Origin of the sequence: Streptomyces bohaiensis, assembly GCF_012033785.1 — a bacterium.
In the GTDB taxonomy this organism is placed as follows: domain Bacteria; phylum Actinomycetota; class Actinomycetes; order Streptomycetales; family Streptomycetaceae; genus Streptomyces; species Streptomyces bohaiensis.
Genome location: NZ_JAAVJC010000060.1, coordinates 1 through 22,448 on the forward strand (window position 1 = coordinate 1; position 22,448 = coordinate 22,448).

General features: G+C 72.7%; 24 protein-coding genes. 14 read left to right on the forward strand and 10 right to left on the reverse strand.

The window, feature by feature from the left end; translation table 11 throughout:
• The 3 genes from HCN52_RS09775 to HCN52_RS09785 form a co-directional block, all read left to right on the forward strand.
• Positions 1–1,009 (forward strand): tetratricopeptide repeat protein (locus HCN52_RS09775; RefSeq protein WP_168088005.1); only part of this gene is annotated, 1,009 nt, incomplete at its 5' end.
• A 296-nt stretch (positions 1,010–1,305) separates the two neighbouring features.
• A complete protein-coding gene (locus HCN52_RS09780; protein WP_168088027.1) occupies positions 1,306–2,079 on the forward strand; it encodes a helix-turn-helix domain-containing protein in 774 nt (257 codons plus the stop codon).
• Positions 2,076–3,278, forward strand: coding sequence for a M20 family metallopeptidase (locus HCN52_RS09785; RefSeq protein WP_312876626.1), 1,203 nt, complete (start codon positions 2,076–2,078; stop codon positions 3,276–3,278). The genes HCN52_RS09780 and HCN52_RS09785 overlap by 4 nt, the downstream gene beginning before the upstream one ends.
• Before the next feature lie 128 nt (positions 3,279–3,406).
• On the opposite strand, the gene HCN52_RS09790 is transcribed toward HCN52_RS09785, so the two are convergent.
• The 4 genes from HCN52_RS09790 to HCN52_RS09805 form a co-directional block, all read right to left on the reverse strand.
• Positions 3,407–3,619, reverse strand: coding sequence for a DUF397 domain-containing protein (locus HCN52_RS09790; RefSeq protein WP_168088006.1), 213 nt, complete (start codon positions 3,617–3,619; stop codon positions 3,407–3,409).
• Positions 3,620–3,779: 160 nt separating this feature from the next.
• Complete coding sequence (locus HCN52_RS09795; protein WP_168088007.1) at positions 3,780–3,986, reverse strand: DUF397 domain-containing protein; 207 nt, start codon at positions 3,984–3,986, stop codon at positions 3,780–3,782.
• 429 nt (positions 3,987–4,415) lie between these two features.
• Positions 4,416–4,628 (reverse strand): DUF397 domain-containing protein, encoded by a 213-nt coding sequence (locus HCN52_RS09800; protein ID WP_168088008.1) that lies wholly within the window; start codon positions 4,626–4,628, stop codon positions 4,416–4,418.
• Complete coding sequence (locus tag HCN52_RS09805; RefSeq protein WP_168088009.1) at positions 4,625–5,521, reverse strand: helix-turn-helix domain-containing protein; 897 nt, start codon at positions 5,519–5,521, stop codon at positions 4,625–4,627. The genes HCN52_RS09800 and HCN52_RS09805 overlap by 4 nt, the downstream gene beginning before the upstream one ends.
• A gap of 515 nt (positions 5,522–6,036) precedes the next feature.
• Here HCN52_RS09805 and HCN52_RS09810 point away from each other — a divergent pair.
• From HCN52_RS09810 to HCN52_RS09825, 4 genes are read left to right on the forward strand one after another with little or no spacing between them, the layout of a single operon-like run.
• Entirely contained in the window at positions 6,037–6,201 is a 165-nt protein-coding gene (locus HCN52_RS09810; protein WP_168088010.1) for a hypothetical protein, read from the forward strand.
• Positions 6,198–6,416 (forward strand): DUF7848 domain-containing protein, encoded by a 219-nt coding sequence (locus HCN52_RS09815; RefSeq protein ID WP_168088011.1) that lies wholly within the window; start codon positions 6,198–6,200, stop codon positions 6,414–6,416. The genes HCN52_RS09810 and HCN52_RS09815 overlap by 4 nt, the downstream gene beginning before the upstream one ends.
• Positions 6,413–6,838, forward strand: coding sequence for a hypothetical protein (locus HCN52_RS09820; protein WP_168088012.1), 426 nt, complete (start codon positions 6,413–6,415; stop codon positions 6,836–6,838). The genes HCN52_RS09815 and HCN52_RS09820 overlap by 4 nt, the downstream gene beginning before the upstream one ends.
• Positions 6,822–7,082, forward strand: a complete 261-nt coding sequence (locus HCN52_RS09825) for a hypothetical protein (RefSeq protein WP_168088013.1) — start codon at positions 6,822–6,824, stop codon at positions 7,080–7,082. The genes HCN52_RS09820 and HCN52_RS09825 overlap by 17 nt, the downstream gene beginning before the upstream one ends.
• Before the next feature lie 397 nt (positions 7,083–7,479).
• On the opposite strand, the gene HCN52_RS09830 is transcribed toward HCN52_RS09825, so the two are convergent.
• The 5 genes from HCN52_RS09830 to HCN52_RS09850 all read right to left on the reverse strand — a co-directional run bounded on the left by HCN52_RS09830 (position 7,480) and on the right by HCN52_RS09850 (position 11,908).
• Positions 7,480–9,117, reverse strand: a complete 1,638-nt coding sequence (locus tag HCN52_RS09830) for a phytoene desaturase family protein (protein ID WP_168088014.1) — start codon at positions 9,115–9,117, stop codon at positions 7,480–7,482.
• Between the two features lie 186 nt (positions 9,118–9,303).
• Positions 9,304–9,780: an SRPBCC family protein gene (locus tag HCN52_RS09835; RefSeq protein ID WP_168088015.1), complete on the reverse strand. Its 477-nt coding sequence runs from the start codon at positions 9,778–9,780 to the stop codon at positions 9,304–9,306.
• Positions 9,781–9,951: 171 nt separating this feature from the next.
• Positions 9,952–10,512 (reverse strand): type 1 glutamine amidotransferase domain-containing protein, encoded by a 561-nt coding sequence (locus tag HCN52_RS09840; protein ID WP_168088016.1) that lies wholly within the window; start codon positions 10,510–10,512, stop codon positions 9,952–9,954.
• A 156-nt stretch (positions 10,513–10,668) separates the two neighbouring features.
• Positions 10,669–11,091: a TIGR03618 family F420-dependent PPOX class oxidoreductase gene (locus HCN52_RS09845; RefSeq protein ID WP_168088017.1), complete on the reverse strand. Its 423-nt coding sequence runs from the start codon at positions 11,089–11,091 to the stop codon at positions 10,669–10,671.
• Positions 11,092–11,221: 130 nt separating this feature from the next.
• Positions 11,222–11,908: an SACE_7040 family transcriptional regulator gene (locus HCN52_RS09850; RefSeq protein ID WP_168088018.1), complete on the reverse strand. Its 687-nt coding sequence runs from the start codon at positions 11,906–11,908 to the stop codon at positions 11,222–11,224.
• Between the two features lie 131 nt (positions 11,909–12,039).
• On the opposite strand from HCN52_RS09850, the gene HCN52_RS09855 reads away from it, so the two are divergent.
• The 7 genes from HCN52_RS09855 to glmS all read left to right on the forward strand — a co-directional run bounded on the left by HCN52_RS09855 (position 12,040) and on the right by glmS (position 21,304).
• The gene (locus HCN52_RS09855; RefSeq protein WP_168088019.1) at positions 12,040–13,656 is read left to right on the forward strand and encodes a carboxyl transferase domain-containing protein; all 1,617 of its coding nucleotides are present in this window, start codon (positions 12,040–12,042) and stop codon (positions 13,654–13,656) included.
• A 91-nt stretch (positions 13,657–13,747) separates the two neighbouring features.
• Complete coding sequence (locus tag HCN52_RS09860; protein ID WP_168088020.1) at positions 13,748–15,832, forward strand: acetyl/propionyl/methylcrotonyl-CoA carboxylase subunit alpha; 2,085 nt, start codon at positions 13,748–13,750, stop codon at positions 15,830–15,832.
• Positions 15,829–16,836, forward strand: a complete 1,008-nt coding sequence (locus tag HCN52_RS09865; protein WP_168088021.1) for a hydroxymethylglutaryl-CoA lyase — start codon at positions 15,829–15,831, stop codon at positions 16,834–16,836. Before HCN52_RS09860 ends, HCN52_RS09865 begins: the two co-directional genes overlap by 4 nt.
• A 1-nt stretch (position 16,837) precedes the next feature.
• Positions 16,838–18,001 (forward strand): acyl-CoA dehydrogenase family protein, encoded by a 1,164-nt coding sequence (locus HCN52_RS09870; RefSeq protein WP_168088022.1) that lies wholly within the window; start codon positions 16,838–16,840, stop codon positions 17,999–18,001.
• 33 nt (positions 18,002–18,034) lie between these two features.
• Positions 18,035–18,946: a DUF4429 domain-containing protein gene (locus HCN52_RS09875; protein ID WP_168088023.1), complete on the forward strand. Its 912-nt coding sequence runs from the start codon at positions 18,035–18,037 to the stop codon at positions 18,944–18,946.
• A 150-nt stretch (positions 18,947–19,096) separates the two neighbouring features.
• A complete protein-coding gene (locus HCN52_RS09880; protein ID WP_168088024.1) occupies positions 19,097–19,372 on the forward strand; it encodes a hypothetical protein in 276 nt (91 codons plus the stop codon).
• A 111-nt stretch (positions 19,373–19,483) separates the two neighbouring features.
• A complete protein-coding gene (gene glmS, locus HCN52_RS09885) occupies positions 19,484–21,304 on the forward strand; it encodes a glutamine--fructose-6-phosphate transaminase (isomerizing) (protein ID WP_168088025.1) in 1,821 nt (606 codons plus the stop codon).
• Between the two features lie 748 nt (positions 21,305–22,052).
• Here the strand turns inward: glmS and HCN52_RS09890 are convergent.
• Positions 22,053–22,223, reverse strand: coding sequence for a hydrophobic protein (locus tag HCN52_RS09890; protein ID WP_168088026.1), 171 nt, complete (start codon positions 22,221–22,223; stop codon positions 22,053–22,055).
• Positions 22,224–22,448: the final 225 nt, after the last annotated feature.

The window sequence follows — 22,448 nt, forward strand, 5'->3', positions numbered from 1 at the left end:
GCTCCACGCCGAGCGCGGCGAGCGGGGCGAGGCGCAGCGCTGGTACCGCGCCGCCACCGAGGCCGGCGACACCAACGGCGCCTACAACCTCGGCCTGCTCAGCGCCGACCGCGGCCGCGACGGCCAGGCCGAGCAGTGGTACCGCCGCGCCGCCTACGCGGGCCACCGCGAGGCCGCCAACGCGCTCGCCGTGCTGCTGCTCCAGCGCGGCGACGAGGCCGGGGCCGAACCCTGGTTCTCGCGCGCCGCCGAGTCCGGCAGCGTCGACGCCGCCTTCAACCTCGGCATCCTCTACGCGCGGCGCGGCGACACCACGCTCGCCCGCCGCTGGTACGAGCACGCCGCCGAGTCCGGCCACGCCGAGGCCGCGCTCCAGATCGGCATGGAGCGCCTGCGCGAGAGCCGCACCGACCGCGACCGCGCCGCCGCCGTCCGCATGCTCCGTGCCGCGGCCGAGGGCGGCAGCCCGGAGGGCGCCTTCCGGCTCGCCTCCTGGCTGGAGCGTGCCGCGGCCTCCGGCGAGGTCCCCGAGGTCACCGAGGCCCGCGCCGACCGCGCGGCCGCCGGCGGTCCCGCCACCGGCACCGGCCGGGACACCGACGAGGACGGCCGGCCCGAGTACGAGCGCTGGTACGAGCACGCCGCCGAGCGCGGCCACCGCCGTGCCCAGGTCCGCGTCGGCATGGCCGCCGCCACCCGCGGGGACATCGTCGAGGCCGCCGACTGGTACCGCCGCGCGGCGGAGGCCGGCAGCAGCCACGGCGCCTTCAACCTGGGCCTGCTCCTCGCCCGCGAGGGCGCGGAGCCGGAAGCCGCCCTGTGGTGGACCCGGGCCGCGGAGGCCGGCCACGGCCGCTCCGCCCTGCACCTCGCGCTGCTCGCCTCGCGGCGCGGCGACCTCGGCCAGGCCGGCGAGTGGTGCGACAAGGCCGTCGAGCTGGGGCCGGACGCGGTCGCCGAGCGCGCCGCCCGGCTGCGGGACGCGCTGCGCACCGAGCTGACCGCCTGACCGGCCGCCGCGCCCGCGCAGGTCGGTCAGGCGGCGCGGAGCTGCCCTGAGGAGTCGGCGGCCGGGCGCGCCCGGACCTCGCCGTGGCCCCGGAGACGCACGATCGGACGGTTGCGACCCTGGCGCACGGAGAAGCCCCACCCTGGTCTGCCGCAGCTGTGCGCCGTGGAGCCCCGCCGGGCGCCTCGTCTGGTTCTCCCATCGGGGTGTGGCCCAAGCAGGCAGTGGCTCCTGCGGTGCGAGCAAGACCGCGAGGTACTTCCAGACGGAGAGGCTGGGATGGAATCGTGGTCTTCATGACGGTATCGGGGCTGAAGCGTGTGCGGCTCGAACTGAACTTAACGCAGGAAGAGGTGTGCACGCGGCTCAACGCGATCACGGGCGGCGCGGCGACGCCGACGTTGCTGAGCGCGTGGGAGTCGGGGAGAAAGCGGACGGGGCTGCGGAACCGCCGCGGATTGTGCGAGCTGTACGACGAAGACACTCGCTCGTTGTTCGCGCATCAGGATGGTCTGGAGGCGACGACCAGCCTCGCGCGCAGGGGGACGGCCAACGTCGAGCGCCTACTGACGAGGCACGTCGATCTCGTGGCAGCCATGGTCGAGGTAGTACGTGGTGCTGAGAAGTACCTGGTCGCCATGGGGTCGAGGTCGCGTGAGCCCGGCTACCTGGCAGCGATCGAGCGTGTGATCGCCGAGGTGCCGGACCTCGTCCACTACCGGGTGCTGTACGGGTCGCCTCGCAGGGGCGAGCTCGATGCGCACGTGGCACGGCTGTTGCAGCTGCGGGACCCGATGTCTCGCAGCAACGGGGTGCAGACGCTGCACATCGGCATGGTCGAGCCGCGTTCTGCGCTGGAGCGCAACTTCGTTGCCTCGGAGCGTGCTGCCGTGGTTCCGTTGCCCAGCTTTCACGGTGCAGATGGCTTCGACTGCGGCGTGCTGCTGGGGGCTGAGGTAGCGGCAGGGCTGGTGCAGCACGGGCGGGAGGCGTGCGCGTCGGCGCGCCCAATCCACACGGCACAGGCGCTGCGGCGCTGGTCCGAGGCAACCCGTGAGGGAGAGACGTGAGCGACGGTATCGACTATCTGGATGTCGGCACGAAGAACACCGACTCGGTGGTCCGCCTGGCACAGAACCTTGTCCGGCTGCCCAGCCGAGGCGGGATCGATGACTACGGCCCCGTGCTGGGATGTGTCGAGTCCTGGTTGACCGAACGCGGCCTTCCTCATCGCCGTCTCTTCGGGGCGGACGGAGAGACGGTGGGCCTGCTGGTGGAGGTCGAGTGCGGCCGGCCGGGGCGGTGGTGGACGCTGGACGCCTGCCTGGACACCGCCCCGTACGGCGATGAGAGCGCTTGGACCTTTGGCCCGACCATCGGGGATGTGTCAGGCGGCTGGCTGCGGGGGCGTGGCGCCGCGGACAGCAAGCTCGCGGCCAGCATGTTCTGTCACATTGCTGGGACCGTCCAGCGCGATGCGGCCCGGCTGTCCGGGGGGCTGAGCGTTCTTCTGGACGTGGACGAGCACACGGGGCACTTCGGGGGAGCACGCGCCTTCCTGTCGGACGAGCGGGCGCGGCGTCCGGACGGAGTGATGATTGGGTACCCGGGGTTCGACCAGGTGGTGGTCGGTGGTCGTGGACTGTGGCGGGCGGTGCTGACAGTGCACGCTACGGCGGGGCACTCGGGTTCGAGCAAGAGTGTCGTGAGTGCGGTCACCCGTGCCGCGCGGCTTGTGCAGCTGCTGGACGCCAGCGCGCTGCCGGAAGCTGATGAGCGCTTTCCGTTGCCGGCCAAGCTGACGGTTACCTCAATCAGCGGTGGAAGCGGGTGGTCGGTGACGCCGGACCGGGTCGATCTGCACGTAGATGTGCGCCTGACGCCCGCCCTCGACGGAGCACGCGCCGCGGAGCTTGTCCGAAGCGTCGTAGCCCAGCTGGACAGCGAGCTTCCGCCGCCAGCTCCCACGCAGATTGAGGAAGTCGCATGCTGGCCACCGTTCCGGGTCCCGCGCGATGCCGAGCCCGCGGCGGCGATCCTCGCCGCGGCTGAGTCGCTCAGCGTCCGAGTCACACCGAAGACCGCGGGTCCGTCGAACATCGGAAACCTCCTGGCCGCGCACGGTGTCCCGGCAACCGCCGGCTTCGGTGTGGCCTACGAGGGGCTGCACGGGACGGACGAGCGTGCTCAGCTCGCCCAACTCCCGCTCGTTCACGCCGTCTATCACCGCACGGTCATCCAACTCCTCAGGCGCCCCGGACCTGCATAGATACCAGCTTTCCAGCAGGCACTTGCCAGCGCAGACGCAGGAACGGAGCACGACTGGCGCTGAGTCCCTGGACGCAGCGAGCAGCCCCACCGTGCTGGGCACGGTGGTGCCGTCTGCTTGGCGCACGTTCAGCGGTGCTGTGAACCAGACTTGACGCCGTCCACGAACGCGGCGAATGCGGTGACCGGAACGGCGAGGGTGGGGCCTGCCGGGTTCTTGGAGTCGCGGACGGGGACGGCGCCCGTGGTCGACACGATGCCCGGAACCCACTCGACGCACGAGTCGCCGGTGTTGCTGTAGGAGGACGTGACCCACCGGGTCACGTCAGCCGTGGTCGTCATGGGGTGCCCTTCCGTGCCTCGTCGATCATGGCTACCGATGCCGCCGGGGAGAGCGATGCGGCTGTGAGCTGGTGGTGAGTCCTCGCCAGGGACGGGTCCCTGGTCGCAGCGAGCAACCACCCCGTGCTGGGCACGGTGGTGCCGTCTGCTTGGCGAATGTTCAGCGGTGGAGCGAACCTGACTTCACGCCGTCCACGAACGCGGTGAACGCGGTGACCGGAATTGCGAGGGTGGGGCCTGCCGGGTTCTTGGAGTCGCGGACGGGGACGGCGCCCGTGGTCGACACGATGCCCGGAACCCACTCGACGCACGAGCCGCCAGTGTTGCTGTAGGACGACTTGGCCCAGTGGGGAGATTCGGAAGTCACAGGGTGCCCTTTCGTAGCTGCCTACGTAACGGTGAGCGATTGTTCCTGTGGTGCCGCTTCAAGATGCAGATGATGGTAGGCGGTCACCAGAGCTGAACGTAGCGTGTTTCAAGCTCAAGACGGCCCGAGTGTGCGGACTCCGCGTGCACGATCTGCGACCGGTCGCCCAAAGTAGGGACGGTCACCGGACGGTCGAGCGCTCGTCGTTCTTCGAGGTCGAACGGAATCAGCTGGACGACCACCGACGAGCGTTCCCCGACCGCACGGGCCGCACCCGAGATACTCCCACTCTCCCGGTCCAGCGCCTCGAAGAACCTCGCCGTCAACTCCCCACAACCCACGGTCCCCGCAACTCCCTGAACTCCAGGGTGTTGCGGGGACCGATAGAACTCAAGCTGGGCACGGTGGGGCCGTCTGCGTGGCGCACGTTCAGCGGTGCAGCGAACCCGACTTGACGCCGTTCACGAACGCGGCGAACGCGCCCGTGGGCACCGCGAGGGTGGGCCCGGCCAGGTTCTTGGAGTCACGCACCGACATGACCCCGGCGAGCCCGTCCGATGTCTCCAGGCAATTTCCTCCAGCGCCGTCGCTGTAGGAAGACTTGTGCCAAGACAAGGCGGGGGTGGGAAGGTTACCTGTCATTCGATCATCATCTCTCGTGATAGTTGCTGCATGAACAAGTGGGTGTCCTCGGGGGCAAGGGCCGACCTCGACATGGCTTCGAACTTGCGCACGAACTTGAGCACTTCTCTCGGCTTGTCCGTAACGGAGGGAGCGCCGGCATCGACTTGGACGGCGGTGGGCAGTACCGGACCGAGGTGCAGCAACGTGAAGTCGAATGGGTTCAGGTACCCGCGCGTCCCTTGAGGAAGCACCTGGATGGTGACGTTGTCGCGACCAGCCAGCTGAATGATCTCCTCGTACTGCTCGCGCATCACGGTGGGTGAACCCACCGTGTAGCGCAAGGCGGGTTCGTAGATGATGGCTGACAGTCGAGGCGGTTCAGCGTCCTGCTCCGAACCCGAATCACAGAACAGCGCATCCTTGCGCCGCATCCGGAGCTCAACGTTCCTCTCGCGGAACTCGGTTGTCGTCTCTTCGACGGGCTTGGCAAGTGTGTAGAGCGCTCGCGCGTAGCTCTCGGACTGGAGCAAACCCGGCACCAGCGTGGGGTGGTAGGTGTCGACGGCGACGGCAGCCGACTCGATACCAACGAAGCGATGCATTCCTGACGGCATCACGCTGCGGTACCCGGCCCACCATTCCTGGCTGCTCGCTTCGCGCTGGACCCGCAGAAGCTCGGAGACCGCCGTGGCGTCAGTGGCTTCCGTGACTGCGTAGCGCTCCAGCAGCCGGCGTAGCAGCTCGGCGGAGCGGAGGTCGTGCAGGCCGGTCTCGATCCGCAGCAGCTTCGACTCCGACAGCTGAAGCCCTTGGACAGCCTGATCCCTTGTGAGTTCGGCCTTCTCGCGAAGCTTCTTCAGCTCGTAACCGAGTTCGATGCGCCGCAGGGTAGGCCTCGACGGTCCTGGCATCTGCACTCCTCCCGGGCGCGCCCGCCTGCGCCAGTACTCCGTCTGCGCAGTCTGACACGCCAACTGTCTGCGAAAACATCCCACTGCGCGCCGTGGCATGTGCCATCTCGCTTGCCGAGGATGAATCCGTGAAGTTTCACTTGAAGTTTCAGGGTCTCACGACGAATGTGGAGAGCGCCCCGGTTCGGACCTGGTGGGGGGCCTGACGCCGGGGCGCGTCCTGTCCGAACGAACTCATCGAAGTGCGACAAGCCGTGAGTCGTCATGTCGTAGCGAGAGGTGAAGCTCTGTGTACGCAGCTCCAGAAGGATGTCGGGTGAAGGCGACTACCGCCAGACGCGCACGTTCGGTCGCACGTCGAGTTGCGTGCATCGTCACCGCACGGATGTGCCGATGAGTACGTGCATGACATGCCAGGGGCTTCGCGAAGCACTTGGTCGCTCCACGAACAGCTGCAATGCCTTGTCGGTGCGCGATGTGCGGACCGCCGTCCGGTTGCACGAGCGAGGGCCCCGGTGACCGGCAGCGGCGCCGAGGGTGAAGCAGAGGCTTTGCCGGTGCTTGCCCCGGCGGATGACGAGCAGGCGAAGCCGACTGCCGAACTTCTCGCTCTGTCAGCTGAGTTGGGACGGGTCGTCGAAGCGCATCTGAAGGAGCTGAAGGAGTTGAGGGAGCGGTGAGTGGCGGTTACCGGTTCGCCCGGTTCCAGCTCGTCCGCCGGTCCGGGCCGCTGGTCTTCCGGGTGCAGTGCGAGGTCTGTGCGGAGATGGGGCCGCAGGCGGCGACCGGGGATGCGGCCATGATGTGGGCCGTCCTCCACCTGGACGATCACCCGGGCCATGACCTGTTCCGCGAACTCAGCTCCACCCCGTTCCGGGCGGAGCCCCGATCGTGAGCGCGGGTCGGTACGTGGACGGCTACCACTGCGAGGTGGTCGCCCGGTCGCCGGACGCGGCGGGGGAGTGGTACCTGGCTACCACCTGGGCGGACACCCCTGACGACGCGCTCGACTGGCTTCATCACCAGGCCGCCCGGCTCGCGGATGTGCTCGACGCCGCCCCGGACGACCGGGCGGAGGAGCAGCGCCAGTACGCCACACCGGTCCCCACGGTCTTCCGCGAGTGGACGGCCGATGCGGAGTTCCGGGCGGTGCAGTGCGCCGCCCTGGCGGACGGGCACCCGATCAGCGCCAACGCGCGCGGCCCGGACCGTGTCTGCGGGTCCGGGGATGTCGAAGTCCTTTATTCGCTGGCCGCGCGCCCGATCCTCCGTCCCGTCCTCGCACCCTTCGGGAGCAGCAGTGTCGATCATCGATGACCCGCGAGCCGAGGCAGTGCGCTGCCCCGCCGCCGCGATACGCGCCGGTGACTTCCTGACCCTGGCCGGCTCGTGCCTGCCCGTCACCGCCATCGCCCACCGGGGCGGCACGACGTGGCTTGAGCTCGGCCCCGAGGTCCGGGCGCAGCTGCATTCGGACCTCGATGTGACGGTGATCCGGCCCGTCCGCCCGGCCCGACGCGCGCTCCCCGTGCGGCCGGTGCGCACCGCTCGGACGCGCTGACCCCTCAGATCCCGCCCCTGCCGGGAAGACCAGCGGCCCTCCCCTCCGCCGTGACGGCCCCGGCAGGGGCGGTGCAGCACGCAGACACCGGAGAACGGGTGACCATCCCCTACGTCGTCGCCGCATCCACCGACCGAGCGGTGCGCGAATCCGACCTGACCGCCGAGTACGGGCCCGGGGTGCCCGGCTCGCGTACCGCGTACCGCGCGAGGGCGACCGTGACCACCACGGCAACCTGTGGGTCCGCATGGAGTCCGCCGGCGAGGGGCGCCCGATGCTCGGCCGACTTCACCCGCTGCGCCAACGCCGTTGCATGGCAGAGATGCCGTGCCAGGTCTGCGGGGACCCCGCCGGACGCACCCGGGACGGATGGCTGTCGACGCGCGGCGGCCGCGGGTCATGCCTCGTCGAAGGCGTGCCCCTTGCCGCGCCCGGGTCGGGACAGCAGTCGCTGGGCCGCCACCAGCGCCGCGCCGACACCGCCGGAGCCGCGCAGCGCCGCGCGCGCCGCGTTGGCGCCGGGGGCGCCGTGCACCCCGCCGCCCGGATGAGCCGAGGCGGAAGCGAGGTAGAGGCCGCGCACCGGGGTCTCTGGCCGTCCGGTGCCCGGGACGGGGCGGAAGAACAGCTGCTGGTGCATGGCGGCGGTACCGCCGTTGATGGCGCCGCCCACCAGGTTGGCGTCGGCGGCCTGCAGCGTCGGCGGGGAGAGGACGCGGCGGGCGCGGACGCGTTGCCGGAACCCCGGCGCGTACCGCTCCACCTGCTCCTCCATCCGGTCGGCCATCCGCTCGCCCTCGGCGGCGTCCCAGCGGCCGGTCAGCCCGTCGGGTCCGGCGTCGCCCTTCACGGTGTGCGGGACGTGGGTGTAGGCCCACGCCGACTCGGTGCCGGCGGGGGAGCGCGTCGCGTCGGCGGTGGACATCTGGCCCAGGATCAGGAACGGGCGGTCGGGCACCAGCCCCCGCGCGGTCTGCGAGGCGAAGCGGGTGAGGTCGTCCACTCCGTCCGCCAGGTGCACCGTCCCCGCCGGTGCCACGGCCGGGTCGTCCCACGGGATCGGGCCGGACAGCGCCCAGTCGACCTTGACGGTGGCCTGGTCCCACTGGAACCGCCGCATGTCCGCCAGCAGCCGGGCCGGGAGGTGCTCGGCGGCCACCAGGCCGCCGTAGAGAGCCGGGGCGGCGACGTCCGCCAGCACCGCCCGGCGTGCCGCCACCGGCGTCCCGTCCGCGGTGCGCACCCCCACGGCCCGGCCGCCGCGGACCACCACCTCGGCCACCGCCGTCCCGCAGCGCACCTCGCCGCCGCGGTGCCGCAGTCGCCGCACCAGCGCCTCGGTGAGCGCGCCGGCACCGCCCACCGGGACGGGGAAGCCGTGGGACTGGCCCAGCATCGACATCAGCCAGCCGTACCCGCCGCTGCCCGTCGCCTCGGGCGGCAGGTCCGCGTGGAGGGCGTTGCCCGCCAGCAGCAGCCGGCCGCCCTCCCCGGCGAACTCCTCCTCGCCCAGCCGGCGCACCGGCAGCACGAGGCTGCGCGCCAGCCGCAGCCCGCCGGCGCTGCGCAGCCTGGCGGCCAGCACCGCGCCCGAGCGCACCGGCGGGAACGGGGCGAACAGCGCGTCGACGATGCCGTCACCGAGCTGGTCCCAGACCCGGCAGAAGGCGAGCCACCGCTCTCCGTCGCCCCGGGCGTCCGCCTCCAGCGCCGCCGCGGTGCCCTCGCGGTCGCGGTGCAGCACCGCGGCCGGGCCGTCCCGCCGCGGGTGCGCCAGCACCCGGGGCGCGTGGGACCACCGCAGCCCGTGGGCGCCGAGATCCAGCCCGGCGACCACCGGAGAGGCGGCCGCCAGCGGGTAGAAGGAGCTGAACAGGTCGTTGACGAACGCCTCGTCCACCCCGCGGTCGCTGCGCACCGCGCCGCCGGGTTCCGGCTGCTCCTCCAGGACCGTCACCGACCAGCCCGCGTCGGCGAGCAGGTTCGCCGCCACCAGCCCGTTGGGGCCGCTGCCGATCACCACAGCGTCGCTCATCACACCGTCCTCGGTCGGGTCGTTCTCGGTCGTCTTCCTCGGCCGGGGTCACGCCGTGGTCGTGGCGCTGCGCCGGGCCGGGGCCGGGCAGGAGTGTTCCCGGGCGTCGCGTGCGGGTGCGGGGAATGCGAGGTGGCCGCCACCGGGCCGTGTCCGACCCGCGACCCGCGACCCGCGCCCCGTGCGTCAGCCGGCGTCCGCGACCGCCGGCGTGCCGCGCCCGGCACCGTCGGTGCGCTCCTCGACGACCCGCGCGAGGCGCGCCAGCATGGTGCGGTGGCGCAGCTGCACGAGGCGGTCGACCAGGCTGTTGTGGAGAGCGCCGCCCACACCCCGCAGCGGGTGCTCGTCGCAGATGACGAGGGAGTGCTCACCCCAGGGGCGTATGTCGAAGGAGATGCGGGCGGTGCCCAGCGGGCCGCCGTCCGCCTCCAGTTCCAGCGCCCGCGGCCGGTCGAGCCGCCGGACCACGGTCCGGCCGTCGACGTACCGCGGACCGATCCGGATGCGGTAGCGGATGGCCGAGTCGACCCGGGGCCACTCGCCGCAGTCGGGGCGGGTGTGTGAGGTGCCCACCACCCATTCGCCGTAGAGGGTCTCGTCCTCCAGGATCTCCCACACCGCGGAGACGGGGCGACGGACGAGTTGCTGTCGGACGGCCATGGTCCTCCTGACGTCGGTCGGGCCGGCCGCGTCACGGGCCGGGTGGTCCCTTCGGGTACCACCGCGCCACGGGACGAAACCCCCGTGACGGGTGGGGCAGGACCGGGCACGGTGCGAGGAGGGCGCCGCACCGGTGGTGCGGCGCCCTCCTCACGGGGTCGGCGGCGCGGCTCAGGCGCTGAGGCCGATCTCGCGGGCGATGCCGTCGCAGAATTCGTCGAGGTCGCCGGGGTTGCGGCTGGTGAGCAGCGTCCAGCCGTTCTCGCCGCACCGCACCAGCGGCCGGTCGACCCAGCTGCCGCCGGCGTTGGTGATGTCGGTGCGCAGGCTGTGGTACGAGGTCAGCGTCTTGCCGGGGAGCAGCTTCGCCTCGACCAGCAGCCACGGTGCGTGGCAGATGGCCGCGACGGGCTTGCCGGCGGTGGCGAAGCGGCGGACCAGCGAGACGGCCTCGCCCGTCACGCGCAGGTTGTCCGCGTTGACGGTGCCGCCGGGGACGACCAGCACGTCGAAGGCGTTGGCGTCGACCCGGGCGAGCGTGGTCTCCGGCTCGACGGTGACGTCCTTGTCGGTGTCGTGCAGGAAGGTCTGCACGGGCTTGGGGTCCTCGGCGGCGAGGACGACCTCGGCACCGCGTTCACGCAGGTTGTCGCGGGGGACGATCAGCTCGTCCCGTTCGACACCGATGTTGCTGGTGATGACGAGGATGCGGATCGGGGTGTTCTCGGGCATGGGGGAGCTTCCTTTCCGGGAACCGTGACCTCAGTCTGCTCACCGCCCAGAGCTCGGGCAAACGGACGGACCGAACGGCCCAGCGCCCCGCCCACCGGCGGCAACCGCCCGCCGCCGTCCGGTCCGCGGCGCCCGCCGTACGGGTGGCGCGGACCGTCAGCCGGCCTGCTCGTTGTCCTTCAGCGTCCCCCAGCCGTGCCAGCGCTCGACCTCGATCCAGGCGCTGTACCGGGCGCGGTCGCGCCGCGGGTACGGCTTGCCAAGGTAGTGGTGGGCGAGCCGGTCGATGTCGGCGAGGCCGGTGTCCTCCCGGATCTCGACGACCCGGCCGACGATGCTGATGTGGGTGTACCAGCTCTCCGCGTCCAGGGCGGTGAGGGTCACCCGCGGGTCCTCGCGGACGTACTCCAGCCGCTTGCGCCCCTCGTCCATGTTGACCAGCACCCGGCCGTCGGGCTCCCAGAGGTACCAGGTGGCGGTGGAGACGGGCTGACCGTCCGGGCGGAGGGTGGTGACGGTGGCCGGGTTGGGACGGCGCAGCATGGCGATGGCGGCTTCGGGCAGCGGGGGCTTGGACACGGCGGGCTCCTTCGTGGTCGGCGGCGGGCGGTGGCCCGCCCGTCCGGGGCGGCTACCCCGCTCACCCGCCCCGCAGCCGCCCCCGTTCGCGCGATGCCGGCGTCTCCCCGCCAGGCGGCTTCGGCGCCGGTCAGGCGGCGGCGAACGCCGCGCGCGCGAGCCGGTGGAGCAGCGCGGCGGTGGCGTCGCGGTCGGGCAGGCTCCGGTGCCGGCTGATGTGGGGAGTCGAGTTCAGCAGCCCGAAGACGGCGTGCACGGCGGCCCGGGCCTCCGGCTCGGGGAGCTCGGGGTGGGCCGAACGGGTGACGGTCACCCAGATCTCGACGTACTCCCGCTGGAGCCGGCGGACGCGGCTGCGCTCCTCGGCGGGCAGCTGGTCCAGCTCGCGGTCGTGCAAGGTGATCAGGGCGCGGTCGTCCAGCGCGAAGTCGATGTGGCCCTCGATGAGGACGTCGAGGGTGCCCGCCGCGGAGAGCCCGTCGTCCGCGGCCCGCTCGGTGCGGCGCAGCCCGCCGTCGCGCAGGCGGGTGCTGATGCCCACCAGCAGTTCGGTGAGCATGGCGTCCTTGCCGGGGAAGTGCCGGTACAGCGCGGGCCCGCTGATCCCGACCGCGGCTCCTATCTCGTCGACCCCCACGCCGTGGAAGCCGCGCTCGGCGAAGAGCCGCGACGCCTCGCGGAGGATCTGGCGCCGACGGGTGGCGGCGGCGACGGGGGTGGGCCGGGTCGCACCGGTCCGCTCGGCGCGGCGGCCTGCGGACGGGCTCCCGGGGGACTCGGTGGAGGCGGACGGACCGCCCGGGGTCGGCGGGGGCATGCGGTCCATTCTAGACAGCGGCGTTAGTCGGCGTTAACCTCGCATCACGAGCGGTTAACGCTCACTAACCCGGCAGTCCGCCCACCGGACACGGCCCCCGGGCGGCGGCCACCACCCAGGCCAGGAGGGTCATGTCCCAGGCACCGCCACTGCGCACGACCGCCGATCCGGCGAGCGACTCCTACCGCGCCAACGTCGCGGCCCACGAGTCCCTCGCCGCCGAGCTGCGGCGGAAGCTCGCCGAGGCCCGCGCCGGCGGCGGCGAGAAGGCGCGCGCCCGGCACACCGCACGCGGCAAGCTGCTGCCGCGCGAGCGGGTGGACACCCTGCTGGACCCGGGCTCCCCGTTCCTCGAACTCGCCCCGCTCGCCGCCGACGGCCTCTACGACGGCCAGGCGCCGGCCGCCGGCGTCGTCGCCGGCATCGGCAGGGTCTCCGGCCGCGAGTGCGTGATCGTCGCCAACGACGCCACCGTCAAGGGCGGCACCTACTACCCGATGACGGTCAAGAAGCACCTGCGGGCCCAGGAGGTGGCGCTGGAGAACCGGCTGCCCTGCCTCTACCTGGTGGACTCCGGCGGCGCCTTCCTCCCCATGCAGGACGAGGTCTTCCCCGACCGGGAGCACTTCGGCCGCATCTTCTGGAACCAGGCGCGCATGTCCCGCAGCGGCATCCCGCAGATCGCGGCCGTCCTCGGCTCCTGCACCGCCGGCGGCGCCTACGTCCCGGCGATGAGCGACGAAGCGGTCATCGTCCGGAACCAGGGCACCATCTTCCTCGGCGGCCCGCCGCTGGTGAAGGCCGCGACCGGTGAGGTCGTCACCGCCGAGGAGCTCGGCGGCGGCGAGGTGCACTCCCGCGTCTCCGGGGTCACCGACCACCTCGCCGAGGACGACGCGCACGCGCTGCGCATCGTGCGCACCATCGTCGCCACCCTCCCCGCCCGGGGGCCGCTGCCGTGGACCTGCGCCCCGGTCGAGGAACCGGCCGTCGACCCCGCCGGGCTCTACGGCGTCGTCCCCGCCGACCCGCGCACCCCCTACGACGTCCGCGAGGTCATCGCGCGCATCACCGACGGCTCCCGCTTCCAGGAGTTCAAGGCCGAGTACGGCACCACCCTGGTCACCGGCTTCGCCCGCATCCACGGCCACCCCGTCGGCATCGTCGCCAACAACGGCATCCTGTTCGCCGAGTCCGCCCTCAAGGGGGCGCACTTCGTCGAACTCTGCGACCAGCGCGGCATCCCGCTGCTGTTCCTCCAGAACATCTCCGGCTTCATGGTCGGCCGCGACTACGAGGCGGGCGGCATCGCCAAGCACGGCGCCAAGATGGTCACCGCCGTCGCCTGCGCCCGGGTGCCCAAGCTCACCGTCGTCGTCGGCGGCTCCTACGGCGCCGGCAACTACTCCATGTGCGGCCGGGCCTACTCGCCCCGCTTCCTGTGGATGTGGCCCAACGCCAAGATCTCCGTCATGGGCGGCGAGCAGGCCGCCTCGGTGCTGGCCACCGTCAAGCGCGACCAGCGGGAGAGCCGCGGCGAGGAGTGGTCGGCCGAGGACGAGGAGGCGTTCCGCGCACCCGTCCGCGAGCAGTACGAGACCCAGGGCAACGCCTACTACGCCACCGCCCGCCTCTGGGACGACGGCGTCATCGACCCGCTGCGCACCCGGACCGTCCTCGGCCTCGCCCTCACCGCCTGCGGCAACGCCCCGCTCGGCGAGCCGGGCTACGGCGTCTTCCGGATGTGACCGGGTGAGCGCCGAGGAGCGGGCCGCGCACCACCACCGCACGACGACTGGCCGGGGAGCCGCGAGGCGGCGCACCCAGGGAGCAGGGGAGATGTTCGACACCGTACTGGTCGCCAACCGCGGCGAGATCGCCGTCCGCGTCATCCGCACCCTCCGGGCGCTGGGCGTGCGGTCGGTCGCCGTGCACAGCGACGCCGACGCCGACGCCCGGCACGTCCGCGAGGCGGACACCGCCGTGCACATCGGCCCCACGGCGGCCGCCGAGAGCTACCTCTCCCCCGACCGCCTGCTGGCCGCTGCCGCCGCCACCGGCGCCCAGGCCGTCCACCCCGGCTACGGCTTCCTCGCCGAGAACGCGGCCTTCGCCCGGGCCGTGACCGACGCCGGCCTGGTGTTCGTCGGCCCGCCCGCCGACGCCATCGAGCTGATGGGCGACAAGATCCGCGCCAAGGCCACCGTCACGAGCGCCGGCGTCCCGGTGGTCCCCGGCTCCGAGGGCTCCGGCCTCACCGACGCCGAACTCGTCGCCGCCGCCGAGAAGATCGGTACCCCCGTGCTGCTCAAGCCCTCCGCGGGCGGCGGCGGCAAGGGGATGCGGCTGGTGCGGGATCCCGCCCGGCTGGCCGACGAGATCGCGGCCGCCCGCCGCGAGGCCCGCGCCTCCTTCGGCGACGACACCCTGCTCGTGGAGCGGTGGATCGACCGCCCGCGCCACATCGAGATCCAGATCCTCGCCGACGGCCACGGCACCGTCCTCCACCTGGGCGAACGCGAGTGCTCGCTCCAGCGCAGGCACCAGAAGATCGTCGAGGAGGCGCCCAGCCCGCTCCTCGACGAGTCGACCCGCGCCGCCATGGGCGCCGCCGCCGTCGAGGCCGCCCGCGCCTGCGGCTACCGGGGCGCGGGCACCGTGGAGTTCATCGTCCCCGGCGACGAGCCCGGCGCCCACTGGTTCATGGAGATGAACACCCGCCTCCAGGTCGAGCACCCCGTCACGGAACTGATCACCGGCATCGACCTGGTCGAGTGGCAGCTGCGCGTCGCCGCCGGCGAACCCCTGCCCTGGACGCAGCCCGACATCGCCCTCACCGGCCACGCCGTCGAGGCCCGCATCTGCGCCGAGACCGCCCGACCGGCCACCGACGACCCCGCGCGGGTCGACTTCCTGCCGTCGGCCGGCACCGTCCTGCTGCTGCGGGAGCCCGCCGGGGCCGGGGTGCGTGTCGACTCCGGACTGCTGACCGGCACCGAGGTCTCCACCAGCTACGACCCCATGCTGGCCAAGGTGGTGGCGCACGGCCCCGACCGGCCCACCGCGCTCCGCCGGCTGCGCGCCGCCCTCGCCGCCACCACGGTCCTCGGCGTCGACACCAACGCCGCGTTCCTCCGCGCCCTGGTCGACCTTCCCGCGGTCCGCGCCGGCGACCTGGACACCGGACTGGTCGACCGCGAGGCGGCCGGCCTGCTGCCCGACGGGGTCCCCGACGCCGTCTACGGCGCCGCCGCGCTGCTGGCCCACGCCACGCTCGCGCCGCCGCCGGGCGACGGCTGGCGGGACCCGTTCTCCGCCGCCGACGGCTGGCGGCTGGACGGCACCGCGTGGACCACCCACCACCTGCGGGTGCCCGGGCACGAGCCGGTCGCGGTCGCGGTGCGCGGCACCGGAGCGGCGACCGAGGTGCGGGTCGGCGACGCCACCCCGGTCGCGGGACGGCTGCTGCCCGCCGCCGCCGACGAGGTCCGGCTGCTCTGGGACGGCGTGCAGACCGCCTTCGCCCACGCCGTAGCCGCCGACGGCACCCACTGGCTCGGCAGCGACGGCGAGGGGCGACAGGTGCAGCCGCACGATCCGGTGGCCGCCGCGTTGCGCGGTGCGGCGGCCGCGCACGGCGCGGACGCGCTGACGGCGCCGATGCCCGGAACGGTCACCGTGGTCACGGCCCGGGTCGGCGAGCAGGTCGCCGCCGGCCAGGCGCTGCTGATCGTGGAGGCGATGAAGATGGAGCACGTCATCGCCGCCCCGCACGACGGGACCGTCGTCGAACTGGACGTGCGCGCGGGCACCGCGGTCGCCATGGACCAGGTCCTCGCCGTCGTCGATCCGCACCCCGCGGCCGCTCCGGAGGGCACCGACGTCCCGGAGGCCGGCCGGTACCAGGAGGAGGCAGCCCGATGACCGGTACCCCCCAGGACCCCGGCGCCGCCGGGGACGGCCTCGCCGCCCGCTCATCGCTCCCGGAGGTGGTCGCCGCGGACGGCCTGCCCGCACGGGTGCGGATCCACGAGGTCGGCCCGCGCGACGGACTGCAGAACGAGCAGACCGTGGTGCCGGTCGAGGTGAAGGCCGAGTTCGTACGGCGGCTGGCCGCCGCCGGGCTCACCACCGTCGAGGCGACCAGCTTCGTCCACCCCCGGTGGGTCCCGCAGCTGGCCGACGCCGCCGAGCTGTACCCGCGGCTCACCGCCGACCCGGAACTGCGCGGCGTCGACCTCCCCGTCCTCGTGCCCAACGACCGCGGCCTGGACCGGGCGCTGGAGCTCGGCGCCCGGCACGTCGCCGTCTTCGCCAGCGCGACCGAGTCCTTCGCCCGCGCCAACCTCAACCGCACGGTCGCGGAGTCCCTCGCCATGTTCGAGCCGGTGGCGTCACGGGCGACCGCCGCCGGCGCCCGGGTCCGCGGCTACGTCTCCATGTGCTTCGGCGACCCCTGGGAGGGCGCGGTGCCCGTCGCGCAGGTGGTGCGGGTCTGCCGCGCGCTGCGTGACATGGGCTGCGCGGAGATCAGCCTGGGCGACACCATCGGCGTCGCCACCCCCGGCCAGGTCGAGCGGTTGCTGACCGCCCTCGGTGCCGCCGGGATCACCCCCGACCACCTCGCCGTGCACTTCCACGACACCTACGGCCAGGCCCTCTCCAACACCCTCACCGCACTGCGGCACGGCGTCACCACCGTCGACGCCTCCGCCGGCGGTCTCGGCGGGTGCCCCTACGCCCGCAGCGCCACCGGCAACCTCGCCACCGAGGACCTGCTGTGGATGCTGCGGGGCCTGGGCATCGAGACCGGCGTCGACCTGGACCGCCTCGCCGCCACCAGCGGCTGGATGGCCACCCGCCTCGGGCGACCGAGCCCCTCCCGCACCGTGCGCGCGCTGTCGGTGCCGTCCCACAAGGAGCCCTGAGATGTCCCTGGACCACCGCCTCGCCCCCGAGCACGAGGAACTCCGCCGCACCGTGGAGGCGTTCGCCCACGACGTGGTGGCACCCCGCATCGGCGAGTTCTACGAGAACCACGCCTTCCCCTACGACATCGTCCGCCAGATGGCGGAGATGGGGCTGTTCGGCCTGCCGTTCCCCGAGGAGCACGGCGGCATGGGCGGCGACTACCTCGCGCTGTGCATCGCGCTGGAGGAGCTGGCGCGGGTGGACTCCTCGGTCGCCATCACGCTGGAGGCGGCCGTCTCCCTCGGCGCCATGCCGATCCACCGCTACGGCTCCGAGGAGCAGAAGCGGGAGTGGCTGCCGCAGCTCTGCTCCGGCGAACGGCTCGCCGCCTTCGGGCTCACCGAGCCCGACTGCGGCTCGGACGCCGGCGGCACCCGCACCACCGCCGTGCGGGACGGCGACGCGTGGGTGATCAACGGGACCAAGTGCTTCATCACCAACTCCGGGACCGACATCACCGCGTTGATCACCGTGACCGCGGTCACCGGCCGCAACCCCGACGGCTCGCCGCGCATCTCCACCATCGTCGTGCCGTCCGGCACCGCGGGGCTGACCGTCGCCGCCCCCTACTCCAAGGTCGGGTGGAACGCCTCCGACACCCGTGAGCTGTCGTTCGCCGACGTCCGCGTCCCCGTCGGCAACCTGCTGGGGGAGGAGGGCCGGGGCTTCGCGCAGTTCCTCCGCATCCTCGACGAGGGCCGCATCGCCATCTCGGCCCTCGCCACCGGTCTGGCGCAGGGGTGCGTGGACGAGTCCGTCCGCTACGCGCACGACCGCCACGCCTTCGGCCGCCCCATCGGGGCCAACCAGGCGATCCAGTTCACGATCGCCGACATGGAGATGCGCGCCCACACCGCCCGCACCGCCTGGCGCGACGCCGCCTCCCGCCTGGTGGCGGGGGAGCCGTTCAAGAAGGAGGCGGCGATGGCCAAGCTGTACAGCTCCGAGGTGGCCGTCACCAACGCGCGCGAGGCCACCCAGATCCACGGCGGGTACGGCTTCATGAACGAGTACCCGGTGGCGCGGATGTGGCGCGACTCCAAGATCCTGGAGATCGGCGAGGGCACCAGCGAGGTGCAGCGGATGCTGATCTCCCGCCACCTCGGACTGCCCGGCGCCTGACCGCCGCGCCCACCCCATTGACACAATCACCGCATGGCGGAGATCACCCAGAAGGACGGTCGCTGGAGTTTCGACGGCACGGCGGTGCGGATCGTCCCCGGCCACGGCCGCGGGGTCCACGGCGTACGCACCCGGCTGGGCGAGCTCGTCGTGCCCCTGGCGGCGATCGCCGGGGTCTCCCACGAGGCCGGCCGCAAACGCGGCCGGCTGCGGCTGCGCCTGCGCGCCGGGGCCGACCCGTTCACGCAGGCCACCTCCGGGCAGCTGCCGGACCGGGCGGACCCCTACAGCCTGGAGGTGGAGGCGGAGCGCGCAGCGCTCGCCGAGTACCTGGTCGACGACGTGCGCAACGCCCTGCTGCTCGACGAGGTCCCGGTGGACACCCCCACCGACCGCTACCTGATGCCCGGCCCGGCGGTGCCGCTGGTCCTCAACGGCTACGACGGCAAGATCCACTTCGACGGGGAGCAGCTGCGGATCGAGTGGGGGTGGGGGGCCGAGGAGACGAAGAAGACGGCGGGCACCCGCACCATCCCGCTCTCCGACATCGAGCGCGTGGAGTGGTGCCGCCCCAACTTCGAGGACGGCGGGCTGCGGCTGGTCCCCAAGGGGTCGCACGTGCCGGTGAAGCCCTCCCACGATCCGTTCTGCGTGGTCACCTGGGGGCTGCGGGAGGGGCGGGAGACGGCCGAGCTGTCGATGATGGCGGCGGCGATCACTGCCCGGCTGCCGCACCCCCGCGCCGCCGCGCCGCCCGTGGAGCAGCACCCCTCGCTGATCAAGGGCGAAGCGGGCGGCGAGCGCCGGGAGCAGCCGGCGGGGGAGCCGGCCGACCAGGACGCGCTGCTGCGGCGGCTGCGGGAGCTGGGCGAGCTGCGCCAGGCGGGTGTGCTGACCGAGGAGGAGTTCACCCGCGCCAAGCAGGCGCTGCTCGACCGCTTCTGACCCGCGGCCGCCGCGTGTTCCCGACGGGCGGGCGGTGCGGATGGGGCGGGTCGGGGCAGGCCGGGCATTCGGCCGAGGGGTGCGACACGTCCGTGCCCGATTCCGGGCAGGATTCTTGCGATCACCGGTGGCTGTCCGCAGTATTCAGGAGTGCTCGGACGCCGTACGCCCTATGACGACCTCGTCGACCACCTGGTGCGCAGTACACCGCTGGGTCCCGGCGAGGCTGCCCGGGTGGTCCTCGACGTGCTGGCGTACTTCGACGAGACGGCGGAGGAGTTCGTCCGCCGGCGCCACCGCGAACTGCAGGGCAGGGGGCTGACCAACCCGGTCATCTTCGAGCGGATCGCCGAGGAGCTGCCCCGGCGTGCGGTCGCGCCGCCCGCGCTGTCCCTCAGACAGTTGCGCCGCATCGTCTACGGCTGACCAGCCCCGGCGGGGGTAGTCGACCCCCGCGGCCACGTCATCGCCGCCCGGCGCCACCGGGCGGGACGATACGGATACATCACGACAGAAGCTTGCCCCCAAGGAGTGGATATGTGCGGAATCGTCGGATACATCGGCCCGCGTGACGTGGCGCCGCTGTTGCTGGAAGGGCTGCAGCGCCTGGAGTACCGCGGGTACGACTCGGCGGGGATCGCCATCCACAGCAGCGGCAAGGGCGGCGGCCTGAAGACCGTGAAGAACAAGGGGCGGGTCCGCGAGCTGGAGGCCAAGGTCCCGGCCCGCTTCGCCGGCAGCACCGGTATCGCCCACACCCGGTGGGCCACCCACGGCGCCCCCAACGACGTCAACGCCCACCCCCACCAGGACGCCGCGGAACAGGTCGCCGTCGTCCACAACGGCATCGTCGACAACTCCTCGGAGCTGCGCGCCAAGCTCGCCGCCGACGGCGTCGAGCTCGTCTCCGACACCGACACCGAGGTCTTCGCCCACCTCATCGCCCGCTCCGAGGCGCAGACGCTGGAGGAGAAGGTCCGCGAGGCGCTGCGCCACATCGAGGGCACCTACGGCATCGCGGTGCTGCACGCGGAGTTCCCCGACCGGATCGTCGTCGCCCGCAACGGCTCGCCCGTGGTGCTCGGCATCGGTGAGAAGGAGATGTTCGTCGCCTCCGACGTCGCCGCCCTCGTCAGCCACACCCGCCAGGTGATCACGCTGGACGACGGCGAGATGGCCACCATCAAGGCCGACGACTACCGGACGTACACCACCGACGGCAGCCGCACCTCGTCCTCGCCGACCACCGTCGAGTGGGAGGCCGAGAGCTACGACATGGGCGGCCACGACACCTACATGCACAAGGAGATCGTCGAGCAGGTCGACGCGGTCGACCGCGTGCTGCGCGGCCGCATCGACGACCGCTTCGCCACGGTGCGCCTCGGCGGTCTCAACCTCGACGCACGCGAGGCCCGCACCATGCGCCGGGTCAAGATCCTGGGCTGCGGGTCCGCCTATCACGCGGGCCAGATCGGCGCCCAGATGATCGAGGAGCTCGCGCGCATCCCCGCCGACGCCGAGCCCGCCAGCGAGTTCCGCTACCGCAACCCGGTGGTCGAACCCGACACCCTCTACATCGCGGTCAGCCAGTCCGGCGAGACCTACGACACCCTCGCCGCCGTGCAGGAGCTGAAGCGCAAGGGCGCCCGGGTGCTCGGCGTGGTCAACGTCGTCGGCAGCGCCATCGCCCGCGAGACCGACGGCGGCGTCTACGTCCACGCCGGCCCCGAGGTCTGCGTCGTCTCCACCAAGTGCTTCACCAACACCGCGGTGGCCTTCGCGCTGCTCGCCCTGCACCTCGGCCGCATCCGCGACCTCTCGGTCGCCGACGGCAAGCGGATCATCGAGGGGCTGCGCAAGCTGCCCGGCCAGATCGCCGAGATCATGGAGCAGGAGGACCACATCGCGACGCTGGCGAAGGAGTTCGCCGACGCCAAGTCCATGATGTTCGTCGGCCGGGTGCGCGGCTACCCCGTCGCCCGCGAGGCGTCGCTGAAGCTGAAGGAGATCTCCTACATCCACGCCGAGGCCTACCCGGCCTCGGAGCTGAAGCACGGCCCGCTCGCGCTCATCGAGCCGGCGACGCCGACCGTGGCGATCGTCCCCCGCGACGACCTGCTGGAGAAGAACCGCGCGACGCTGGAGGAGATCAAGGCCCGCAGCGGCCGCATCCTCGCGGTCGCCCACGAGCCGCAGGAGAAGGCCGACGACACCATCGTCGTGCCGCGGAACGAGCCGGAGCTCGACCCGGTGCTGATGGGCATCCCGCTCCAGCTGCTCGCCTACCACACGGCGCTGGCGCTGGGCCGGGACATCGACAAGCCCCGGAACCTGGCGAAGTCCGTCACCGTCGAGTGAGCCCCGGGCCGACCGCGGTCGGCCCACCCGCACCGCACTCCGGGCACGGGACGGCCCCCGGGGTGCGGTGCCACCATACGCACGCCCCGGGGGCCGCCACCTCGGGCCGGCGTCGCCCAACGCCGGCCGGGAAGCCACCGGCGGGGCCGTCACCTCCCGCCGTGTGGCACGTTCATATACCTTTTATGCCCAGCACCGTGCCGATACGCACGTGTTCGGGCGGTAAATCTGACGACGTGTCGGGTGACGGCCCCGCCGGCGGCCGCCGGCGCACCACGGCGCCCGTCGTCGTCGTGCGGACGCCGTAGCCGCGTTCCCGGTGCCCGAGCGGTGCCCGCCGGTGACCGAGGGGTGACCGGGACCCGCCGGCCCGTGCCCGCGCCTCCGGACGCCGTGCCGCGCTCGCTCCGATCAGGGGGCCGGTCGCGGGGCACCGGGCCCCGGTGCGGCCGCAGCGTGATGAATTCTTTACCTGTGCGTATTCCCCGGCGCGCGGCCCGGGAGCGGCCGTGTCCGGATTCCGGGAATTCCGGCGTGCATTCGCATGCGCGTTGCACGCGGGACGGAGTGAATCCGGAGCCCTGCGCCGTGTCCTGCGGAAATGCGCCTGCCATGGGAAATGCCGGAGGGCGGCGACCGTGTGGTCGCCCCCCTCCGGCAATCCTGGAACGGTGTTCCTCGGCACGGCCTCCCTGCGGCCGTCGCCCATCCGGGTCAGAGCCCGGTCATGGCTGGACGGAAGCCGTCCCTACCACTTGTACCAGCGGCCTCGACCACCGCCCGCCGTGGCGCTCCGCATGAAGAAGCCGACCAGCCAGATGACCAGGACGGCGACCGCGAACCACCACAGGATGTCGAGCGCGAAACCGGCACCGAAGAGAACGAGGGCCAGAAGAAGAACCAGAAGAAGCGGGACCATATTTATCAACCTCCGATTCATCTGGTGCCCCTACCCCCTCGTTCCATGCACGAGTGATTCAGAGTTTTTTCGCCGGGTTTCCGGGTACTCGCGTCGCCTTCGCCGTCCCTCGCGGGAGCGCGCGGGGTCCCACGGGAGGAAGCGGCTGGTCGTGCCGGGCCCGGGCGCCGCCCGCCGCCGCCCGCGCGGTGCCCGGCGGGAGGCGTGCGGTCCGCGGGGCACCGG